General features: G+C 73.3%; 17 protein-coding genes. 13 read left to right on the forward strand and 4 right to left on the reverse strand.

Annotation, left to right across the window (positions count from 1 at the left end; genetic code table 11):
* Positions 1-274: 274 nt before the first annotated feature.
* Positions 275-1,507 carry an aromatic amino acid transaminase gene (locus AB0B01_RS18880; RefSeq protein WP_361719924.1) on the reverse strand — a complete coding sequence of 411 codons (1,233 nt, stop codon included), beginning with the start codon at positions 1,505-1,507 and terminating at the stop codon, positions 275-277.
* Complete coding sequence (locus tag AB0B01_RS18885) at positions 1,500-2,504, reverse strand: DMT family transporter (RefSeq protein WP_361719927.1); 1,005 nt, start codon at positions 2,502-2,504, stop codon at positions 1,500-1,502. The genes AB0B01_RS18880 and AB0B01_RS18885 overlap by 8 nt, the downstream gene beginning before the upstream one ends.
* Positions 2,505-2,648: 144 nt before the next feature.
* Between AB0B01_RS18885 and AB0B01_RS18890 the strand changes: the two genes are divergently transcribed.
* Positions 2,649-3,107, forward strand: coding sequence for an Lrp/AsnC family transcriptional regulator (locus AB0B01_RS18890; protein ID WP_361719930.1), 459 nt, complete (start codon positions 2,649-2,651; stop codon positions 3,105-3,107).
* Here the strand turns inward: AB0B01_RS18890 and AB0B01_RS18895 are convergent.
* Both AB0B01_RS18895 and AB0B01_RS18900 read right to left on the reverse strand, forming a co-directional pair.
* A complete protein-coding gene (locus AB0B01_RS18895; protein WP_361719933.1) occupies positions 3,101-3,760 on the reverse strand; it encodes a hypothetical protein in 660 nt (219 codons plus the stop codon). The two genes, AB0B01_RS18890 and AB0B01_RS18895, sit on opposite strands and share 7 nt — an antisense overlap.
* Complete coding sequence (locus AB0B01_RS18900) at positions 3,757-5,106, reverse strand: hypothetical protein (RefSeq protein WP_361719936.1); 1,350 nt, start codon at positions 5,104-5,106, stop codon at positions 3,757-3,759. Before AB0B01_RS18900 ends, AB0B01_RS18895 begins: the two co-directional genes overlap by 4 nt.
* Before the next feature lie 205 nt (positions 5,107-5,311).
* Here AB0B01_RS18900 and AB0B01_RS18905 point away from each other — a divergent pair, with 205 nt between their 5' ends.
* The 12 genes from AB0B01_RS18905 to AB0B01_RS18960 all read left to right on the forward strand — a co-directional run bounded on the left by AB0B01_RS18905 (position 5,312) and on the right by AB0B01_RS18960 (position 18,903).
* Complete coding sequence (locus tag AB0B01_RS18905; protein WP_361719939.1) at positions 5,312-6,166, forward strand: cation:proton antiporter; 855 nt, start codon at positions 5,312-5,314, stop codon at positions 6,164-6,166.
* 20 nt (positions 6,167-6,186) lie between these two features.
* The gene (locus AB0B01_RS18910; RefSeq protein WP_361719942.1) at positions 6,187-6,363 is read left to right on the forward strand and encodes a hypothetical protein; all 177 of its coding nucleotides are present in this window, start codon (positions 6,187-6,189) and stop codon (positions 6,361-6,363) included.
* Positions 6,364-6,716: 353 nt separating this feature from the next.
* A complete protein-coding gene (locus AB0B01_RS18915) occupies positions 6,717-6,911 on the forward strand; it encodes a hypothetical protein (protein ID WP_361719945.1) in 195 nt (64 codons plus the stop codon).
* A gap of 32 nt (positions 6,912-6,943) precedes the next feature.
* Positions 6,944-7,237: a hypothetical protein gene (locus AB0B01_RS18920; protein ID WP_356848761.1), complete on the forward strand. Its 294-nt coding sequence runs from the start codon at positions 6,944-6,946 to the stop codon at positions 7,235-7,237.
* Positions 7,238-7,328: 91 nt separating this feature from the next.
* Positions 7,329-8,447, forward strand: coding sequence for a winged helix-turn-helix transcriptional regulator (locus AB0B01_RS18925; RefSeq protein ID WP_361719948.1), 1,119 nt, complete (start codon positions 7,329-7,331; stop codon positions 8,445-8,447).
* 107 nt (positions 8,448-8,554) lie between these two features.
* A complete protein-coding gene (locus AB0B01_RS18930) occupies positions 8,555-9,667 on the forward strand; it encodes a DUF6421 family protein (RefSeq protein WP_361719951.1) in 1,113 nt (370 codons plus the stop codon).
* A gap of 191 nt (positions 9,668-9,858) precedes the next feature.
* The gene (locus AB0B01_RS18935; protein ID WP_361719954.1) at positions 9,859-11,982 is read left to right on the forward strand and encodes a SidA/IucD/PvdA family monooxygenase; all 2,124 of its coding nucleotides are present in this window, start codon (positions 9,859-9,861) and stop codon (positions 11,980-11,982) included.
* Positions 11,975-12,193: an MbtH family NRPS accessory protein gene (locus AB0B01_RS18940; RefSeq protein WP_356848767.1), complete on the forward strand. Its 219-nt coding sequence runs from the start codon at positions 11,975-11,977 to the stop codon at positions 12,191-12,193. The genes AB0B01_RS18935 and AB0B01_RS18940 overlap by 8 nt, the downstream gene beginning before the upstream one ends.
* Positions 12,186-13,004, forward strand: a complete 819-nt coding sequence (locus AB0B01_RS18945; protein WP_361719958.1) for a 2OG-Fe(II) oxygenase — start codon at positions 12,186-12,188, stop codon at positions 13,002-13,004. The genes AB0B01_RS18940 and AB0B01_RS18945 overlap by 8 nt, the downstream gene beginning before the upstream one ends.
* 29 nt (positions 13,005-13,033) lie before the next feature.
* Entirely contained in the window at positions 13,034-13,846 is an 813-nt protein-coding gene (locus AB0B01_RS18950; RefSeq protein WP_361719961.1) for a phytanoyl-CoA dioxygenase family protein, read from the forward strand.
* Positions 13,843-14,946 (forward strand): zinc-binding dehydrogenase, encoded by a 1,104-nt coding sequence (locus AB0B01_RS18955; protein ID WP_361719964.1) that lies wholly within the window; start codon positions 13,843-13,845, stop codon positions 14,944-14,946. The genes AB0B01_RS18950 and AB0B01_RS18955 overlap by 4 nt, the downstream gene beginning before the upstream one ends.
* Positions 14,947-15,033: 87 nt before the next feature.
* Positions 15,034-18,903 (forward strand): amino acid adenylation domain-containing protein, encoded by a 3,870-nt coding sequence (locus AB0B01_RS18960; protein WP_361719967.1) that lies wholly within the window; start codon positions 15,034-15,036, stop codon positions 18,901-18,903.
* Positions 18,904-19,062: the final 159 nt, after the last annotated feature.

The raw sequence follows: 19,062 nt of genomic DNA on the forward strand, positions 1-19,062 counted from the left end.
GGGCCCAGGGCGGCAGGGCCGCGGGCGGTGAGGTCCACCGCTCACCGCCACGACGGCACCGGCTGCGAAGGCGCACGGCCGCAGGTGCTCCCCGGCTCGCCGCAACACGGAGCCGGTCCGCAGGTCCAGCGCGATGAGCCTGTCCTGGAAGTCGTGTACGACGGCCGGCCGGAAGCGTCGGCCGCGCCATCGGAGCCCCTCACCGGCCGCGAGCCGGCAGTACCGCACCCCATCGTCTCCCGGTGCCCGGAGGGCGACGACCGGGAACCGCGGGCTAGACGCCCTGGACGGCGGCCCCGGCGGAGGCCCGGTCGGTGTCCTCGGCGAGAACCGCCGCGATGCCCCGGGCGAGGCAGGGAACCCGGTGCGCCGGGATCCCCGCGATGTTGATCCGTCCCGAGGTGGTCCCGTAGATGGCGAAACCACTGCGCAGCCGCAGCATCTGACGCGGCGAGAGCGGCAGCATCGAGAACATCCCCTTCTGCCGCGCGAGCACCTGCGCCTGCCGGTCCCACCCGAGCGCGCTCAATTCGTCCGCCAGACCCGACCGGTTGGCCTCGATCCGCCCGCGCATGGCCTCCAGCTCACCGCGCCAGGCGGCCCGCAGCCCGTCGTCCTCCAAGACCGCGGCCACGACCGCGGCGCCGTGCTCCGGGGGCATGGAGTAGAGCGTGCGGGCCGCGTTCTGCAGCGCCGTCTCCACGTGCCGCAGCGAGCCCCGGGACGCCCCGACCACGATGGCGCAGCCGGTACGGTCGCTGTAGAGGCCGAAGTTCTTCGAACAGCTCACCGCGACGAGCATCTCCGGCACCCGCTCCGCGAGCATCCGCGTGGCCGCCAGGTCCGCTTCCAGGCCGTCGCCGAGCCCGTGGTACGCGAGGTCGACGAACGGGACCCAGCCCGCGCGCACGGCCAGTTCGGCCAGCGCCTCCCAGACCTGGGCCGAGGGATCGACCCCGGTGGGGTTGTGGCAGCAGCCCTGCAGCAGGACCACGTCGTCCCGGCGCGCCTGCGCCAGGCCCCCCAGCATGCCGTCGGCGTCGAAGCCGCCCTCCGCGTCGAGCCAGCCGTACGTGCGCACGTTCAGCCCGGCCGCCTCCAGGATGGGCCGGTGGTTGACGTACGCCGGGTCGCTGATCCACACCGTGGTGCCCGGGCGGGTCCGGCAGACCAGGTCGGCCAGCAGCCGCAGCGCGCCGCTGCCCGCGACGGTCTGGACCGCCACGGCCCGCTCGGCCGCGCCGCCGGGGGCCGAGCCCAGCACCATCGAGACCATCGCGCGGTTGAAGGCGGTGTTGCCGGAGAGCCCCCGGTACTCCTTCGAGGCGGACCGCTGCGCCAGGCGTATCTCGGCCTCGCGCACGGCCGTCATGACCGGGGTGCCGCCCGTGTGGTCGCGGTAGACGCCGAGGACGAGGTTCAGGCGCTCGGGCCGGGCGTCGGCCCCGTAAGCCTCGGTCAGGTCCCACAGCGGGTCGACGGGCGGCGGGAGGAGCAGCTCAAGCATCTACGGAGACCTCGGACTCGGGATCGGCGGGAACGGGGACGGGAACGGGCGCGGTCCGGGGCCGGGGCCGACGGTTGGCCAGGACCACACCCGCGGTGATGAGGGGGACGCCGAGGAGCACGGCGGCGGTCGGCGACTCGTGGAGCAGGGGGACGGCGAGCAGCACCACGGCGACGGGGCTGAGGCTCCCGCCGACGGAGGCGCGCTCCGCGCCGAGCCTGCGGATGGCGAAGGCGTACAGCAGACCCGCGCACAGGCCCACCCCCAACCCCTGCACCACCAGGAACAGGACGATGTCACTGCCCGCGGCGGATCCGAGGCCGGTGGGGAGCACCCCGGCCAGGGCCAGTACGGCCATCACGGCGAAAGAGGGCAGGCACAGCAGGCCGATCGATCCGACGGGGTCGAGGTCCACCTCCTTGAGGCCCACCGTGTAGAGGGCCCACAGCCCGCTGGCCACGAGCAGGATGCCGGCGCCGGCGAGCACCCCCGTGTCGAGCGGGACGACGTAGCGCCAGACCAGGGCCACCACGCCCGTCGCGATCAGGGCGAGCCCGGCGGTCTGGGTGCCCCGGGGCGCGCCGCGGCCGCCGGCGATCACGAGCGCGGAGACGAACAGCGGGACCATGCCGGGAACGATCGAGCCGACGAAGGCCGCCGAGGTCAGCGAGCCGCCGTACATGGCCGCCAGGAAGAACGGCACCCCCGCACCGCAGATGATCTTGAGCGCGGCGGCCGGCCGGACGGCGGCGAGCTGCCGGCGCCGCCGCCACAGTGCGGGCGCCAGGACGACGAGCGGGACGCCGAAGCGCAGCAGGGCGGCGTCGGCGGGCCGCAGGGAGGAGGAGGCGAGGGCGCGGGCGCTGAGGGCGAAGGCCGCCCAGATCAGCACGGTCACCACCAGGGCCAGGGTTCCCCGGGCCTGCGGGGAGAGCCCGCGGCGGGCCGCGGGAGCGCCCTGCGGGGGTGCCGTCGCGGGCACGGTGTTCGCGGTCACCAAGGGGGCTCCTCCAGCCTCAAAGGGCCGGATCCGGCCACGGGGCAACGGTAGATCCTTGTGCGGGGCAGCCGATTGCGAGTTCTGCCTCCCAGGCATAGCGTGGGGGCAGAATCTGCCAAGAACGAGGCGTGTGGAGTGGGTATGGACGCGGTCGACCTGCAGATCATCCGGGAGTTGCAGGCCGACGGACGGCTGTCCAACCAGGAACTGGCCGACCGGGTCAGGCTGTCCCCGTCACCCTGTCTGCGCCGGGTGCGGCGCCTGGAGGAGGCCGGCCTGATCCGCGGTTACACCGCCATGGTCGACCAGGTCGCCTTCGGCCTCCCGATCACCGTGTTCGTCCGGATACGGCTGGAACGCCACACCGCGGAGGCGGTCCGGATCTTCGAGGAGCACGTCGCGGTCATCGAGCACATCCAGGACTGCTACCTGATGGCGGGCAGCAGCGACTATCTGCTGCGCGTCGTGATCGAAAGCCTGGAGGCCTACGAGGCCCTGGTGCGGCATCGGATTCACGCCATTCCGGGCATCGCGTCGATCGAGTCGAGCTTCGCCTTCGGCAGTGTGAAGCAGTCCAGGGTCTACCCGCGACCTCAGTGAGCCGGCGGGAGCGGCGGGGGCGGGGGGAGGGGCGCGGCCGACGCCGTGGGCGGGACGGGCGGCCGGGGCGGCAGCAGGTCGATCGGCTCGCGCAGACGCAGCGTGGCGGGGAGGTCCAGCCGCCCCTCGCGGGAGGCGACCACGGCGTCCCGCACCGCGAGTTCGGCCTCCACCGCGCACTGCCCGCTGTGGACGGCGACCAGCAGGCCGTCGCGGACGGCCGCGACGAGCCCGGAGATCCGGAAGTGCACGGTGAGATCCACGCCGACGGTGGCGGCCCGGGCACCGTCCACGAGGAGGTCCACCGACGGGTGGTGGGCGGAGGTGATGCTGTGGGTGGCGAGCGCGACGACCTCCTCGCTGCCGGGATACCGGCGCGTGCGGCGCGCGGCCTCCTTGAGGGCCTGGGACTTGGACCAGCCCGACGCCACCAGGGAGACGAGGTCGAGGTCCAGGAAGCCGTTGACGACGTTGGCCAGCTCGCGCTCCACGGCCCGGTCCGCCGCGGAGGTCAGGCCGGCTACGCCCGGGAGGGTGCCCGCCACCGCGCCATGGGCGTGCAGGGCGTCGGCGAGCGCTTCGGGGGCCTGCCCCTCGGCGCCGAGCAGCAGGGCCCGGACGGTGAGGGGCTCGATGACGGGAGCCGTGGTCATGAGTCCTCCTCCAGGGTCTGGTCACCCGGGTCCGGGTGCGGTTCCAGCCGTACGGAGCGGGTCGGCGGGCCGCCGCCGGTGCCGGAGGGCTCGGCCACGTCCGTCGCCACGGGGGCGGCGCCCGGCCGGTAGTCCACGTGCTGGTGGACCCAGCGAGGCCCGCGGGGGCGGTGGGTGACGAACACGTACGCCGCGGCGGCCAGCACGGCCGCGCCGAGCATGCAGGAGCCGACGATCAGGCCCAGGGGGACGTGGCCGTCGGGGCGGGGATTCTGGCTGGGGGTGGCCGAGGACACACTCGGAGTCGGAGTCGTGGGGCCGGGAAGGATGCCGATGACGGTGAATGCGGCCTCGTCGCCCACGGTCCGGTCCGCCGCGCACTGGCCGCGTACCGTGTACGCGCCCTCACCCGCATCCGAGGGCACGTCCAGTGTGGTCCGGAAGGTCCCGTCCCCACCGGGCTCGACCGTGTCGCGCCGCTCTCCGTCCCACAGGACCTCCACCTGCGGACAGTTGAATCCGGAACCGGATACGGTGAGGGACGCCCCGCCGGCCTGAGCCGAGGCGGGAGCCACCTGCACGTCCGGCACTCCCGGTCGTGGCGAGGGCCCGGCGCCGGTCACCTCGAAGCGCTCCTCGGCGGACACCTGCTCGTCCTCGGCGCAGGTCGCCGTGACCGTGTACTCACCGGCCTCCGCATCGGGCGGCACGGTGACCACGGCCGTGAACGCGCCGCCGTCCGCCGTGATGTCCGCCGGCGGGTCGGGCAGCAGCGGGCTGTCGTCCCACTTCAGCGTGACCGTACCGCCCTGGCCGCCGTCCGCGGTGCAGTCCTCGAACCCGGTGCCGGTCACCGTGACCGGCGTCCGCACGGGACCCTCGGTCGGGTCCAGCCCCAGGTCCGGCGGCCCGACCGGGGACGTGACGGTGAAGTCGGCGGCCGCCCTGAGCTTCCGGTTGTCCGTGCAGAGGGCGGTGACCCGATAAGGGTCCGAGCGGGGAGTGGCCTCGGACGGAACCATGACGGTGGTCTCGAATTCACCGTTGGGCTTGGCCCTCGTGACGCTGGGGTTGTCGCTGCCCGGCCAGGCGACGCTGATCTCGCCGGGCTCCGGCTCGGCGGCGTCGTCACTCGGACGCGTAAGGCAGGCGGTGAATCCGTAGCCGTGGACCGCCACCCTGCTGCCGGGCGGTCCCTGGGTGGGGTCGAGCGTGAGGTACCTCGCTGCCAGGACCTGGACCGGCGGGCCGGCAGGAAGAGCGGCTACGGGCGTGCCCCACGCGACCACCGTGCTCAGGAGCACCGCGGTCAGCGCGCGGCCGGCCGATCGGGCAAGGGGAAGCATGACCCTCCGTGAGCTGCTTCCCATTCTCCTCCGGCTTTGGCCGGGCCGCCCCTCGCGGTGCCACCGGTCTGCGGGTACACCGTGGACGGGACGGCCCCGGCGCCGGACCGTCGTTCCGCCATCGACAGCCGCCGAACGGGGAGGGCCGACCGTCTTGGAACCCCATGTGATCGCTGCACGGCCTCCCGATGCAGTGACAGGGAGCATGCTCGCGGGTCTGGCCCTGATCCTCGCCTTCGTCTTCGCCCGGCTCGCCCAACGCCTCCGACAGCCCGCGGTGATGATGGAGATCATCGCCGGCCTTGCCCTGGGGCCCAGCCTGCTGGGCCTCCTCCCCGGCCGTCCCGCGGACCTGCTGTTCCCGGCGGACACGCGGCCGCTCCTGCAGGCGCTCGCCCAACTCGGTCTCGTCCTCTTCATGTTCGGGGTGGGCTACCAGTTCGACGTGGCCCAGCTCCGGGGGAGCGGACGGCAGGTCACGGTGGTGTCCCTCAGCTCCGTCGCGCTGCCCTTCGTGCTGGGCGCAGGGCTGGCCGTGATCGTCGTGATCGCCACCGCGAGCGCGCCGTGGCCGCTGGTGCGGATGGTGCTGGAGTCGGCCCTCTTCCTCCTGTTCCTCGTCTACGTGGTGCGACCGGGGCTGCGCAGGCTGTTGGTTCCCGGACGGCGCCGTGCCGCCGGCAGCTCCCTCGTCCACGCCATCCTGGTCACCGGCCTGTTCCTGTCCGCGTGGGCCACCAACGCCACCGGGCTGCACGCCGTCTTCGGTGCCTTCGCGTTCGGCGCCGCGGTACCGCGGGACCGGGTCGAGGGGCACGCCCCCGAGGTCGCCGAGCGCATCGAGCAGACCAGCCTCTTCCTGCTGCCGGTCTTCTTCACCGTGACCGGGCTGTCGGTGGACCTCCGGGGCCTGGGCGAACGGGGCGTGCTCATGGTCGTCGCCGTGATCGTGGTGGCCTGTGTGGGCAAGTTCGCGGGAGCCGCCTCCGCGGCCCGCCTGTCGGGGGTCCCGGGCGCGAGTCGGTCGCGCTCGGCGTCCTGCTCAACGCCCGCGGACTGACCGAACTGGTCATCCTGAACGTGGGCCTCGGGCTGGGGGCGTTGGACAGCCGGTTGTTCACCGCGATGGTGGTCATGGCCCTGGTGACCACCCTCATGACCGGCCTGCTGCTCGAACGCCCCGGCTACGGGCAGGAGTTGTCCCGCAGCCCCGGCCCGTCCGGTCGCGACCACGAGCGGGACGTCTGGTTGCGCTGACCCCGCCCCACAGGAGCCGCCCCCCCACAGGAGCCGCCCCCCACAGGAGCCGCCCCCGGCCACGGCCGCCCGGGGCGGCTCCGGCGTCCTCGCGGCCCGCTTGAGAACGGCTTGAGGAGGGCATGGCAGGTTGCTGCATGGCCGCATGGGGACACGACGGCGATTGACGAGGCCAACGGACGGCCGCCGCGCCCGGGGCACGGCTCCAAGGTGCCTGGCCTGTTGGTGCAACGCGACCGGTACTGACACGGCATTTTCCGCAGGCCATTCTTCTTCCATACGCAGGAACGCCCCCCACCCCGCCGGACAGACCGCGGAGAATTTCCGCGGGGCGGCCCCTTGGAAGGATTACTGTGAAGAACGTCTCTCTCCTCATGGCCCGGACCCTCATCGGTATTTCCGTCATCGCCAGTGTCGTCGTTCCTGCCGCGGGTTCGGCCGGCGCATTCCCCCGCACCGAGGAGACGTCCGCAACGGTGGCCGTAGCCGATCTCGGCACCACCGTCACCTCTACCAACGCCGACGGCGACGGATTCGGCTGGGGCTGACCGTCACCGCGACGGCGACCGAAGGACGCCCCATGTACGCGGCCGTTGTCGTAGTCAACGCGGGCCCTGAAAGGGCTGATCAGCACATGGACGCAGCTGTGCTGACCGACGCGTTCTGGGCACACACCCGAGAAGCCGACGGACTCGAACACGTACGAGTCGTGTCGTCGACGACCGGCTTCTCCGCAGTCCTGTTCATGAAGGGAAAGGACGAGGGCGAGGTAGCGCAATCCGCGCTCGCCCTGTGCTGGCACACGATGATGGCGACTCCCGTTCTCGCCGGTTGTTCCATCGAATCCTGTGCCGTGCGGCGATCCGAGCGGTGAAAGCGCCGACGGTGCCGCGCAATTCCGCGGAATTTCCCTTTCCTCTCTCCTCGCGCAGACGGCACCGCGGCGGAACCGCCCGGAGGAACACGTGAGCACCTCTCTTTCCCTGACCGAACCCAGTCCCACCGACCTCCTCACCCACACCCTCACCGACACCGCGGTCTCCGCGCCCGCCGACACGGTCAGCGCCGACGCCGGCGCGCCGCTCGACGTCCTCGGCCCGGAGGCCCTGCACCTGGACCACCTCCCCGTGGTCGCGGTCCCCCTGCGTGCCCTGCGCCTGTCGGGCTCCCCCCGGACCGGCGGCACCAACGAGGACCACTGCCGGAACCTGGCCGCCGCGGCCGACACCCTGCCGCCGATCGTCGTGCACCGCCCGACCATGCGCGTCGTGGACGGCCGGCACCGGGTGCGGGCCGCCGCCCTTGCGGGCCGCGAGCAGATTGCCGCCCGCATGGTCGACGGCAGCGCCGCCGACGCCTTCGTCCTCGCGGTCCGCCTCAACACGGTGCGCGGCCGCGGCCTGGTCCTCTCCCGCAGCGAGTGCACGGCCGCCGCCGCCCGGCTGGTCACGAGCCACCCGCACTGGTCGAACCGGATGATCGCCTCCCTGACCGGGCTCTCGGCCGGGACCATAGGCAGGATCCGCAGCTCCCGGGCCGCCCCCGCCGGTGCCTCGGCCGGCATGCGGGTGGGCAAGGACGGCCGGGTCCGGCCCGTGGACGGATCGAGCGGCCGCATGAAGGTCTACGAGCTGCTCATGCGGGATCCCGGCGCCTCGATCCGCGAGATCGCCCAGCAGGTCGGCGTCTCCCCGTCCACCGTCCACGACGTCCGCAAGCGGGTCCAGGCGGGCGAGGAGCCGGTGCCGCGGCGCCGCCCCGTCCAGCCGGAGGAGGAGCCCGACCTCGACGCCGCGCCCCCCGCGCGGCTGCGTCCCGAGCCGGAGCGGGAGGAGGCCCCGGCCAACCCCGCGGCCATCATCGCGGCCCTCACCAAGGACCCCTCGCTGCGCTACAACAACATCGGCCGCCGGCTGCTGCGCTGGCTGGACGGGTGCCACCGCGGCGTCGCCGCCTGCCCCGAGATCGCGCAGCGCGTGCCGTCCCACAACATCGACTCGGTCGCCACGCTGGCCCGCGAGTACGCGTACGCCTGGTCCGAGTTCGCCGCCGCACTGGAAGAGCGCCACCGCACCGCCTGCTGACGCCCGGCGCCCGCCCCCGGCCCGCGCCGCCGCCCGCACGCAGTGCCGCACCCCCTCCCGGGGGGCGATCCGCCGTACCCGCCACAACCCTCCCGGAAGGGCATTCCATGGCTGACATGACCGAGGTGTTCGCGGAGGTCGAGAAGATCCGCGCGAGCCTCCCCGAACGACAGTTCCTGCGCGAGGAGACCGAGCTCAAGGAGCTCTCCCGCCGGATCGGCTCCAGCCGCGTGCTGCGCCGGCTGCCCGCCGTCCAGGCCTTCCTGGACGACCTGGACGTCTTCCGGCCCGGCAGCCGCCTCGACGCCACCAAGGCGCACATCAACAACCGCCGCGACCGGCACGTGTTCTCGCTCTTCGACGCCTCGTACTTCCCGCGCCTGAGCCTCGACTACCTCACCTACGACACCCTGCCGACGGACCCGTACCTGGCCGAGCGCTACGCCAGCAACACCATGCCCGTCAACATCACGGGGAAGACGGCCGGCTTCGGCTCCCGCGTGGTCGTCGCGCTCTTCCCCGAGAACCACCTCGACGGCATCCAGCAGCCCGAGGACCTCATCTTCTACTTCATCGACAAGTTCGTGACCCGCCACAACAAGGTCACGCGGCTGCTGATCGACGAGGTGATGGCCCCCGGCAGCTTCCCGCTGATCCAGGGCGCGCCCGACGCGAAGATCGAGCAGGCCTCGTCCTGGTGGGTGCGCCTGCACGAGTACCACCACCGCCAGGGCGACATGCCCATCCCGGAATTCCTGCCGGCGAAGAAGATGAAGGCGCTGGCCGGCCTGGAAGAGCTGCGGGTGGACGTGTCGGGCATGCTCGCCTGCCTCCACGACAAGGACCTCCCGCGCGAACAGGCCCTGGCAGCATACGAGTTCATTCTGGCCGAGCGGCTGCTGCGGTACGCGGTGGAGGGCATACCCCGCCCCAACTACGACGCCGTCGCCTCTCAGCTGCTCTTCAACTTCCTGGAGGGCCACGGCGGGATCGGCCTGCACGACGGCCGGATCCGGCTCACCCCCGCCCTCCCCGACGTACTGCGCGACTTCCTCTCCCGGATCGAGTCCATCGAGAGCCGGATCCACCGGGAGCCCGTCGAGGCGGTCAAGGCGCGCCTGCTGGAGTTCACGCACGCGTACACGGACTACGACTCCGTGGCGAAGGACTACCGGCACATCCCCTACTTCGCGGACGTCAAGGCGCGGCTCGGCGTCTGACGGACCGCGGCCGGCCGGGCGTTCGACCGTGCAGGACAGTCGATCGCCCGCGTCCGGCGGTGCGGCATCCTCGGGACATCGCCCGGGAACCCCGCGCTTCGCGGCCGCAAGACCGTCCGCACCCAGCTGCCGAGCCCGCCCCACGAGGTGCACCACTGGCACCGACGGAAAGAACCCCTGGAGGAGTTTTCGTGAGAAGCGATGGCGAGACGACCGGAAACCACGGGCCATCCCCGCTGGGTTCGGCCGCCGACGTACCGTACGACCTGGTGGGCATCGGATTCGGGCCGTCCAACCTGGCCCTCGCCGTGTGCGTGCGGGAACAGGAACTGCCGATCTCCTGCCTCTACGTCGAGCGCCGGCCGGGAGTGGAATGGCACCCCGGCATGCTCATCGACGGGGCGAGGATGCAGATCTCCTTCCTCAAGGACCTGGTGTCCCTGCGCAATCCGGCCAGCCCCTATTCGTTCCTCCAGTACACCAAGGCGAAGGGCCGCCTGGAACGGTTCGTCAACCTCGACGAGTTCCGGCCCACGCGCATCGAGTACGACGACTACCTCAAGTGGGTGGCCCGCGACTTCACCGACCAGGTGCGATTCGGCACCCAAGTCCTGCGGGTCATACCCGAGAGGGCGCCGGGCGGCAGCGAGGACCTAACGCTGTTCCGGGTGGAGACCGAGGACGTGGCCACCGGACTGCGCACCAGCGTGTGGACCCGCAACGTGGTCCATGCGGGCGGCGGCCGGCCCGTGCGGCAGCCGGCCGACATCGCGAAGGCGCCCACCGTCGTCCACTCCGGGGAGTTCCTCACCCGCTTCCCCGCCCAGTTCAAGGACCACGACCAGTCGCTGCGCTTCCTGGTCGCCGGCGGCGGCCAGAGCGCGGGGGAGATCGCCGAGTACCTGCTGACCCACTACGACCGGGCCGAGGTGCACCTGGCCGTCTCCGGCTACACCCTGCAGCCCACCGACAACAGCCCTTTCGTGAACCAGCAGTTCTACTCCTCCAGCGCGGACTCCTTCTACCGGATGGAGCCGGGCCGACGGTCGGTCGTCGCCGGGCAGCTGCGCGACGCCAACTACGGCGTGGTCCGCGAAGACCTGCTGGAGCGGCTCTTCCAGACGGACTACCTGGACGAGGTCAAGGGCCGCAGGCGGCTGCACATCCACTCCTTCTCCCGGCTCGCGGCCGTCCACGAGGACGGCGACGGGCTGCTCGCCACCCTCGGGGCCCGGCTCGACGGACGTCCCGACGAGCAGCTCGCCTGCGACGGCGTGGTGCTGGCCACCGGCTACGACCGCACCCTGGACCCGGCCGTCTTCGGGGAGGTCCTGCCGTACCTGGTCCTGGAGGAGAACGGCGTCGACGTCTCCCTCACCCGCGACTACCGGGCCCGGACCCGGCCGGAACTGCGCGCCGGGCTGTACCTCCAGGGCTTCGGCGAGTCCCAGTTCGGACTGGGCGATACCCTGCTCTCGCTGCTGCCGTTCCGGTCGAAGGAGATCGCGGACGGGATCGCCGACCGGCTCCCGACCCCCGTCACCGGTGGCTGCCCGGTCCTCGCCGGCCGCGCAGCCGCAGGCACTGCGGGCGGTGGCGCCACGGCCCGCACGGCGAGCGCCGCCTACCCGCCCCACTGGTACCTGGAGCACGACCAGGACAAGCTCCAGGCGCTGATGGAGCGCTACCGCTTCGCCACCCTGATCTCCGCGCGCTCCGGCGACGAGCCGTTCGCCACCCACCTCCCGCTGGTCCTCGACCCGTCACGGGGATCCAAGGGCGTCCTCTTCGGGCACCTCGACCGGGCCAACGAGCACGCGGCCCTGCTGGACGGCCGGCGCATGCTGGCGGTCTTCCACGGACCCAACGCGTACATGCCGCCCGCGGTGTTCGCCAGTGACCCGCTGCCCACCTGGAACTCCATGTCCGTGCACGTCCGCGGCCGGGTCCGGGTGGTGGAGGACCAGGGCGAGCTGGTGCGCGGGCTGATCGGGATCGCCGAGCACTCCCAGACGGACAATCGGCTGCGCGCCGACGACCCGCGGATCGGCCGCCTCATCGGCGGCATCGTCGGCTTCGAGCTGGAGATCGACGAGATGGTCGGCCGGTTCAAGCTCTCCCAGGACCGCGACGAGGACGACCGCCGGGCCGCGGCCCTGGCCCTGGCCCGTTCCACCGAGCGCGGCGAGCGCGACTTCATCGAGTACGCGGTCGGGCTCAGCCTGATCACCGAGGACGACCCCCGCGACCTCGCCGCCGGCAGCGCCGGCCCCAGCACCCTCTTTCCGATCGCCGTTGGAGGCGTCCATGAGTAACGAGACCCTGACCGCCGCCGAGCTGTACTTCGTCGTCCGCAACCACGAGGAGCAGTACTCGGTGTGGCGGGCCGGCCGCGAGGTGCCGCCCGGCTGGGAGGCCGTCGGCGACCCCGCTCCCAAGGAGGCCTGCCTCGGCCGCATCGAGGAGCTGTGGACGGACATGCGCCCGCTGAGCCTGCGCCGGTTCATGGAGGAGCACGATGCCTGACCTGCTCGACGTCAGCACCAATGCGTCCCCGATCTTCACCCTCTTCGATGCCGAGACCGTCGACGAGCTGACCCGTGACCACATCCTGCGCCTCGCGGTCGGCACCCTGGGTGCCGTGCGGATCCGCGGCTTCTCCACGCCGGAGGAGTGCGCCGCGATCATGGAGGGGCTGGACCACCGGGAGTTCGGCGCGTACGACGAGAACCTCATCTTCCCGCCCATCGCCAAGATCGGGCCGGCCGCGTACGACTTCTACGGTGCGCACACCCTCACCGACGAGTACTGGCGGATCGCCGAGGAGGCGGTCCGGCTGCGCGGCCGGCTGCACCACGGCCGCGACCCGCTGGACCTGGCCGTCGACCGGGTGTCGCGGGCCTGGGGCGATGCCGTGGTGCCCGCCCGGTCCCGCGGCCGCGACCTCTTCGCGGGCATGATCCGGGAGATCCCCAGCGGAGCGAAGCTGCACTTCGACGAGATCGTGCGGGAGTTCCCCGGGATCCTCGACGAGACCCCCGCCAGCTTCCTCACCCTGAACTGGTACCTCTCCATGCCCGAGTCGGGCGGGGAGACCCGGGTCTACCGGCGCCGCTGGCGGCCCGCCGACGAGATCCACCGGGACGGCTACGGCTACGACGAGAAGGTGGTCGAGGGCGAGCCGGTGGCGGAAGTGGCCCCCCGTGCGGGCGACGCCGTCCTGTTCGACTCGCGCAACCTGCACGCGGTCAACGCGATCGGCGGTGCGGGCCGGCGGGTCAGCCTCTCGTTCTTCCTGGGCGTGACCGGCCGCGGTCCGCTCGAAATCTGGTCCTGACCGACCCCGTCCATGAGCAGAGTGATCACATGCAGCTCAGTCACGAGCAGATACGGACCTACCGGAGCCAAGGCTTTCTGATCCTCGACCGGCTGTTCGGCCAGGAGGAGATCGACGCCCTGCGGGCCGCCTTCGTCCGCGACAGCGCCGTCCCCGGCGACCAGCGCGTCGTCGAACGCGACAGCGCCGAGGTCCGTGCCGTCTACGCCTCCCACCTGCGCCAGCCCGAGTTCGCCGGACTCGTCCGCTCCCCGCGGATCCTCGGCCCGGTACGCCAACTCCTCGACTCCGAGGCCTACATCTACCAGTTCAAGATCAATGCGAAGGCGCCGTTCTCCGGGTCGGGCTGGTCCTGGCACCAGGACTTCGCCGCCTGGCAGATGGCCGACAACCTGGCCGAACCCCGCCTGGTCAACGTCGGCGTCTTCTTCGACGACATCGACGAGTTCAACGGGCCGGTCATCTTCTGCCCCGGCTCCCACCGCGACGGCCTCGTCAAGAAGGGCCGCGCCGAGGGCGACGCCGCCTCCGAACAGCACGTCGACCCCGAGGACATCGCCCTCACCCCCGGCGAGATGACCGGGCTCGTCGACCGCCACGGCCTGTTCAGCGCCAAGGGCGCAGCCGGCACCGTCGTCCTCTTCGACCCGGAGATCGTGCACGGCTCCGCGCCGAACATGGCCCCCTTCCCCCGCCGACTGCTCATCGTCACGTACAACGACGTGGCCAACGTGCCCCGCCCGGTGGGCGAGCCGCGCCCCGAGTACGTCGTCGGCCGGGACACCGCACCGCTGGAAACCGTGGACCACGACCTGATCGCGGAGCTGGAGGTGATGGTGTGAGCGCCGTCGCACGAGCCGTCGTCCTCGCCGAGTTCGGCGAGCCCCTGGAACTGCGCAAGCTGCCGGTCCCGCCCGCCCCCGCCGGCGGCCTGGTCGTCGCGAGCCGCTACGGCGGGGTCTGCGGCACCGACCTCCACCTCCAGCAGGGCCATCTGGAGGTGCCCACCCCGCTGGTCCTCGGCCACGAGGGGCTCGGCACGGTCCACGAGGTCGGGGCCCGCGGCGGCACCGACGTCCACGGCAGCCCACTGCGCGTCGGCGACCAGGTGATGTGGGCTTCCTCCATCGCCTGCGGCACCTGCGTGCCCTGCCGCATCCACCGCGAACCCACCCTGTGCGAGCAGCGCCGCACCTACGGGGTCAACCGCCCCGTGGACCAGGAGCCCGGCCTGTCCGGCTCCTGGGCGGAGTACATCGCCCTGCGGCCCGGCACCACCGTCGTCAAGATGCCCGAAGGCATCGACCCGCTCGCCGCCATGGCCTTCGCCTGCGCCGGACCGACCATGGTCCACGCCCTCTTCGAACGACGCCCCGTGCGTCTGGGCGAAACCGTCGTCGTCCAGGGCAGCGGGCCCGTCGGACTGGCCGCCGCCGCGCTGGCACAGCTCGCCGGGGCCGGCCGGGTCGTCCTGGCCGGCGGTCCGGCGGCCCGGCTGTCGGCGGCCGCCGCGGCCGGCATCGGCGACCACCACGTCAACGTGGTGGAGGCCGAGGACCCGGGCGCCGCCCTCGCCGAGGTGCTCGACCTCACCGGCGGCCGCGGCGCCGACCTGGTCATCGAGGCCACCGGCGCGCCCGGCGCCATCGACCAGGGCCTGCGGCTCGCCCGGCGCGGCGGTTCGTACCTGGTCGTCGGCCAGTACACCGACAGCGGCGACACGACGGTCAACCCGCACCAGATCGTGTACCGGCAGCTCGACGTGGTCGGCTCCTGGGCCTTCACCGGCGCCCACCTCGTCGAGTACGTGTCCCTGCTGCCCGCGCTGACCGCCCGCTTCGACCTGGCCCGGCTGGTCACCCCATACGCCCTGGAGGACAACGCGCAGGCCCTGGCGGACATCGCCGCCGGGACCGTGATGAAGGCCGTGCTCGTCAGCTGAGCCGGCCCCGCGTACCGGCCCGCACACCCTCACGCAGCCCACCCCTGTGGCCGCGGTGCCGCGGCCCGGAACGAGAGAAGCCACACCATGGCGACCCAGCCGACCCAGCCGACCCAGCCGACCCAGCCGACCCAGCCGATCCAACCGACCCAGCCGCGCCTTTCCGCCTCGCGGAACCAGGCCCTGGCCGAGCTCACCGACACCCTCGACCTGCCCGGCCTCGGCGCGGCCGACGGCACCGGACGCACCGCCACCGTGCGCTGCCGGCTCGACCCCCGGCTGGCCGGCCCGATGGCCCGGCTCGCCGTCGGCGCCGCGGCCGGTACCGGCACCGTCTTCACCGCCGCGGTGGCGGGGCTGCTGCTCGCCCTGCGGGCGGGCACCGACCTGCCGGTGGGCACCACCGCACAGGACGACCCCGCGCAGGTGCGGGTGCTGCGGATCAGCGGCGGCGCCGAGGCGGCCCTGCGGCCGCTGGTCGCGGCGGTACGCGCCGAGGAGGAGGCCGCGCACGCCCACGACGGCGTCCCCCACCGGGAGGTGGAGGACGCCGTCAACGCGTTGCGCGGCACCCCCGGACGGCCCCTGCTGCGGGTCGGCGCCGCCGTCGGCCGGCCACCCGTACGGCCCGGTGAACTGTGGTTCGGCCTGCGGACCGAACCCTCCCTGCGCGTCGAGCTGACCTACCCGGTCGCAGCACTCACCCGCACCGGCGCCCAGAACCTCTGCGACCGGCTCGCCCGCGTCCTCACCCGGGCCGTACGCGAACCCGACACGCCCTTCGCTGAGTTGGGCCTGCTCCTGCCCGGCGAGGCGGCCGGGCTGATCGCCACCGGGCCCGACGCGCAGGTCCGCCCCGGATCCCCGGCCGGCTGGTTCGAGGAGGGCGTCGCCCGGTGGGGCGAGGAACCCGCGGTCCTCGACGGCGAACGGATCTACTCCTACGGGGAGTTGGATGGGCGGGCGGATCGGGTGGCGTGGTCGCTTCGGGCGCGGGGGGTGGGTGCGGAGTCGGTGGTGGCGGTGTTGTTGCCGCGTTCGGAGCGTGCGGTGACGGCGTTCGTGGGGGTGATGAAGGCGGGGGGTGTGTATCTGCCGGTGGATCCGGAGCTGCCGTGGGAGCGGGTGCGGTTGATGCTGGAGGATGCCGGTCCGGTGGTGGTGGTGACGGATGCGGCGGGTGCCGGGCGGTTGGCGGGTGTGGGGGTGGAGTTGCTGGTGCTGGATGCGGAGCTGTCGGGGTGTGAGCGTGCTCCGGTGGGTGCGCGGCCGGTGGTGAGGGGTGAGTCGGGGGCGTACCTGCTGTACACCTCGGGCTCGACCGGCCGCCCGAAGGGCGTCCTCATGACCGTCCGCGCCGTCATGAACCTCCTCACCTGGCACCTGGACGAACTGCCCGGCGGCCCCGGCCGGACCACCGTCCAGTTCACCTCCCTCAGCTTCGACATCTCCCTGCAGGAGATGCTCTCCACCCTCCTGTCCGGCGCGGCCCTCGCGATCGTCCCCGAGGACGTGCGCCGCACCCCGCACGCCTTCGCGCCCTGGCTGGAGGAGCACGGCGTCACCGACCTGTTCGCCCCCAACATCGTGATCGAGCTGCTGTGCCGCGCCGCCCTGGAGCAGGGCCGCACCCTGCCCGCGCTGGCGCACCTCGCGCAGGCCGGAGAGGCCCTGGTGCTCAGCGAGGCCGTCCGCGCGTTCTGCCGGCAGCGGCCCGGCCGCCGCCTGCACAACCACTACGGCCCCACCGAGACCCACGCCGTCACCTCGTACGTCCTGCCCGCCGCCGAGGAGGACTGGCCCGCCGGCGCACCGATCGGGCGGCCCGTTCACAACACCGCCGTGTACGTCCTCGACGAGGCGCTGCGCCTGGTCCCGGAGGGGGTGGCGGGTGAGCTGTACGCGGCCGGGCCCTGCCTGGCCCGCGGCTACGCCGGACGCCCCGGCCTGACCGCCGACCGCTTCCTGCCCGACCCCTACGGGCCGCCCGGCTCCCGCATGTACCGGACCGGCGACCTGGTGCGCCGCCGCCCCGACGGCACCCTCGACTACCTCGGCCGCACCGACCACCAGGTCAAGATCCGCGGCATGCGCGTCGAACTCGGCGAGATCGAAGCCGCCTTGCGCACCACCCCCGGCGTCCGCGACACCGTCCTCGTCACCGCGGGCGAGGCCGGGCAGCGCCGGATCGACGCCTACCTGGTCCCGGCCCCGGACGCCGACCCCGCCACCCTGGGCGCCGCCGTCCGGGCCGCGCTGCGCCGCACCCTGCCGCCCGCCATGGTGCCCGCCACCTTCACCGTGGTGGACCGCTTCCCGCTCAACTCCAACGGCAAGGTGGACCGCCACGCACTGCCCGCGCCCGCGCCGGCCACCACGGACCCCGCCGGGATGCCCCGCACCGGGAACGAGGAACGGCTCGCCCGGATCTTCGCCGAGGTCCTCGGACTGCCCGCCGTCGGCATCCACGACGGCTTCTACGACGTCGGCGGGAACTCCCTGCTCGGCGGCGACCTGACCGCCCGGCTCCGCAAGGAGTTCCAGGTGGAGCTGGCCCTCGGCGAGGTCCTGGCCCACCCCACCGTGGCCGAACTCGCCACCCTCCTCGACCGGGTGGAGCCCGCCCGACCGCCCCTCGCCGCCCGCACCGGCAGCGGGCCGGCCCCCGCCTCGTTCGCCCAGCAGAGCCTGTGGGTGCTCGACCAGCTGGAGGGTCCCGGCCCCGGCTACAACGAGCCCGTCGCCCTGCGGCTGACCGGTCCGCTCGACGTGCCCGCCCTGCGCCGGGCCCTGGCCGACGTGGCCGACCGCCACCACGTGCTGCGGACCGTACTGCGCATGGAGGACGGGCAGATCGTCCAGCGGGTCCGCGAGGGGGCCGACGCGGTCCCCGCCCTGGAGCGGGTGCCCGTGGCCCCCGAGGACCTGGACGCGGCCGTGCGCGCCGCCGCCCGGGTCCCGTTCGATCTCGGAGCCGACCTGCCGGTGCGGGCCACGCTCTTCGTCCTGGGGGAGGAGGAGCACCTGCTGCTCGTCGTCACCCACCACGCCGCCTGCGACGGCGTCTCCCTGCACCCGCTGCTGCGCGACCTCACCGCCGCCTACGACGCGCGCACCGCGGGCCGCGCGCCCGACTGGGCGCCGCTGCCGGTGCAGTACGCCGACTACGCCGTCTGGCAGCGCGACCTGTTCGCCGCGGCCGACGCCGAACCCTGCGGCCTGGTCCGCCGGCAGTACCGGTTCTGGGAGGAGCGGCTCGCCGGGCTGCCCGACGCCATGCCCCTGCCGCTGGACCGGCCCCGGCCGCCGGTCCGCTCCGGGGACGGCGCCGGCGTGCCCTTCGCGGTGGACGCCGCCACCCACCGGGTGCTGCGGGACCTGGCCCGGACCCACCGCACCACCGGCTTCACGGTGGTCCACGCGGCGCTCGCGGCCCTGCTGTCGGACCGCGGCGCGGGCGAGGACGTGGTGGTGGCCGCCGTGGTCTCCGACCGGGGGGAGCCCGCCCTGGAGGACCTCGTCGGATTCTTCGTCCGCACGCTGGTGCTGCGCACCGACACGGCGGGCGCCCCGGACTTCGCCGCCCTGCTGGACCGGGTGCGGGAGGCCGACCTGGCCGCTTTCGCCCACCCGGACCTGCCCTTCGAGTACGTGGTCGAGCTGGTCAACCCGGCCCGCTCGCTGGCGTACCACCCGCTGGCCCAGGTGATGCTGGCCTTCCAGGTACAGGACGTCGAACCGCCCCGGCCGTCCGGGCTCACCGCCCGCTTCGAGCCCGTCGAGACGGGCGTCGCCAAGTTCGACCTGTGCTTCAAGGTCGTGGAGCACTTCACCCCCGGGGGCGAGCCCGCCGGCATCACCGGAGTCCTGGAGTACGCGACGGACGTCTTCGACGCCGCGACCGCCCGCGACCTGGCGGAAGGGCTCGTCGCGTACCTGGCCAAGGCGGTCTCCTGACAGCCGGCGCACGCGCCCCGGCGCACGTACGGGGGGGGGGGCGCGCCCCCCCGCGCGGCGGGCCCCCCCCCCGGGCCCACCCCGGGCCCCAACCCCCCCGGCGCGCGCCCGGTATGGGGGGGGGGGGGGGGGCCGCGGCGGGCGCCGGCCACACCCTCG

The sequence above is a fragment of the Streptomyces sp. NPDC044571 genome (assembly GCF_040647115.1).
Taxonomy (GTDB): domain Bacteria; phylum Actinomycetota; class Actinomycetes; order Streptomycetales; family Streptomycetaceae; genus Streptomyces.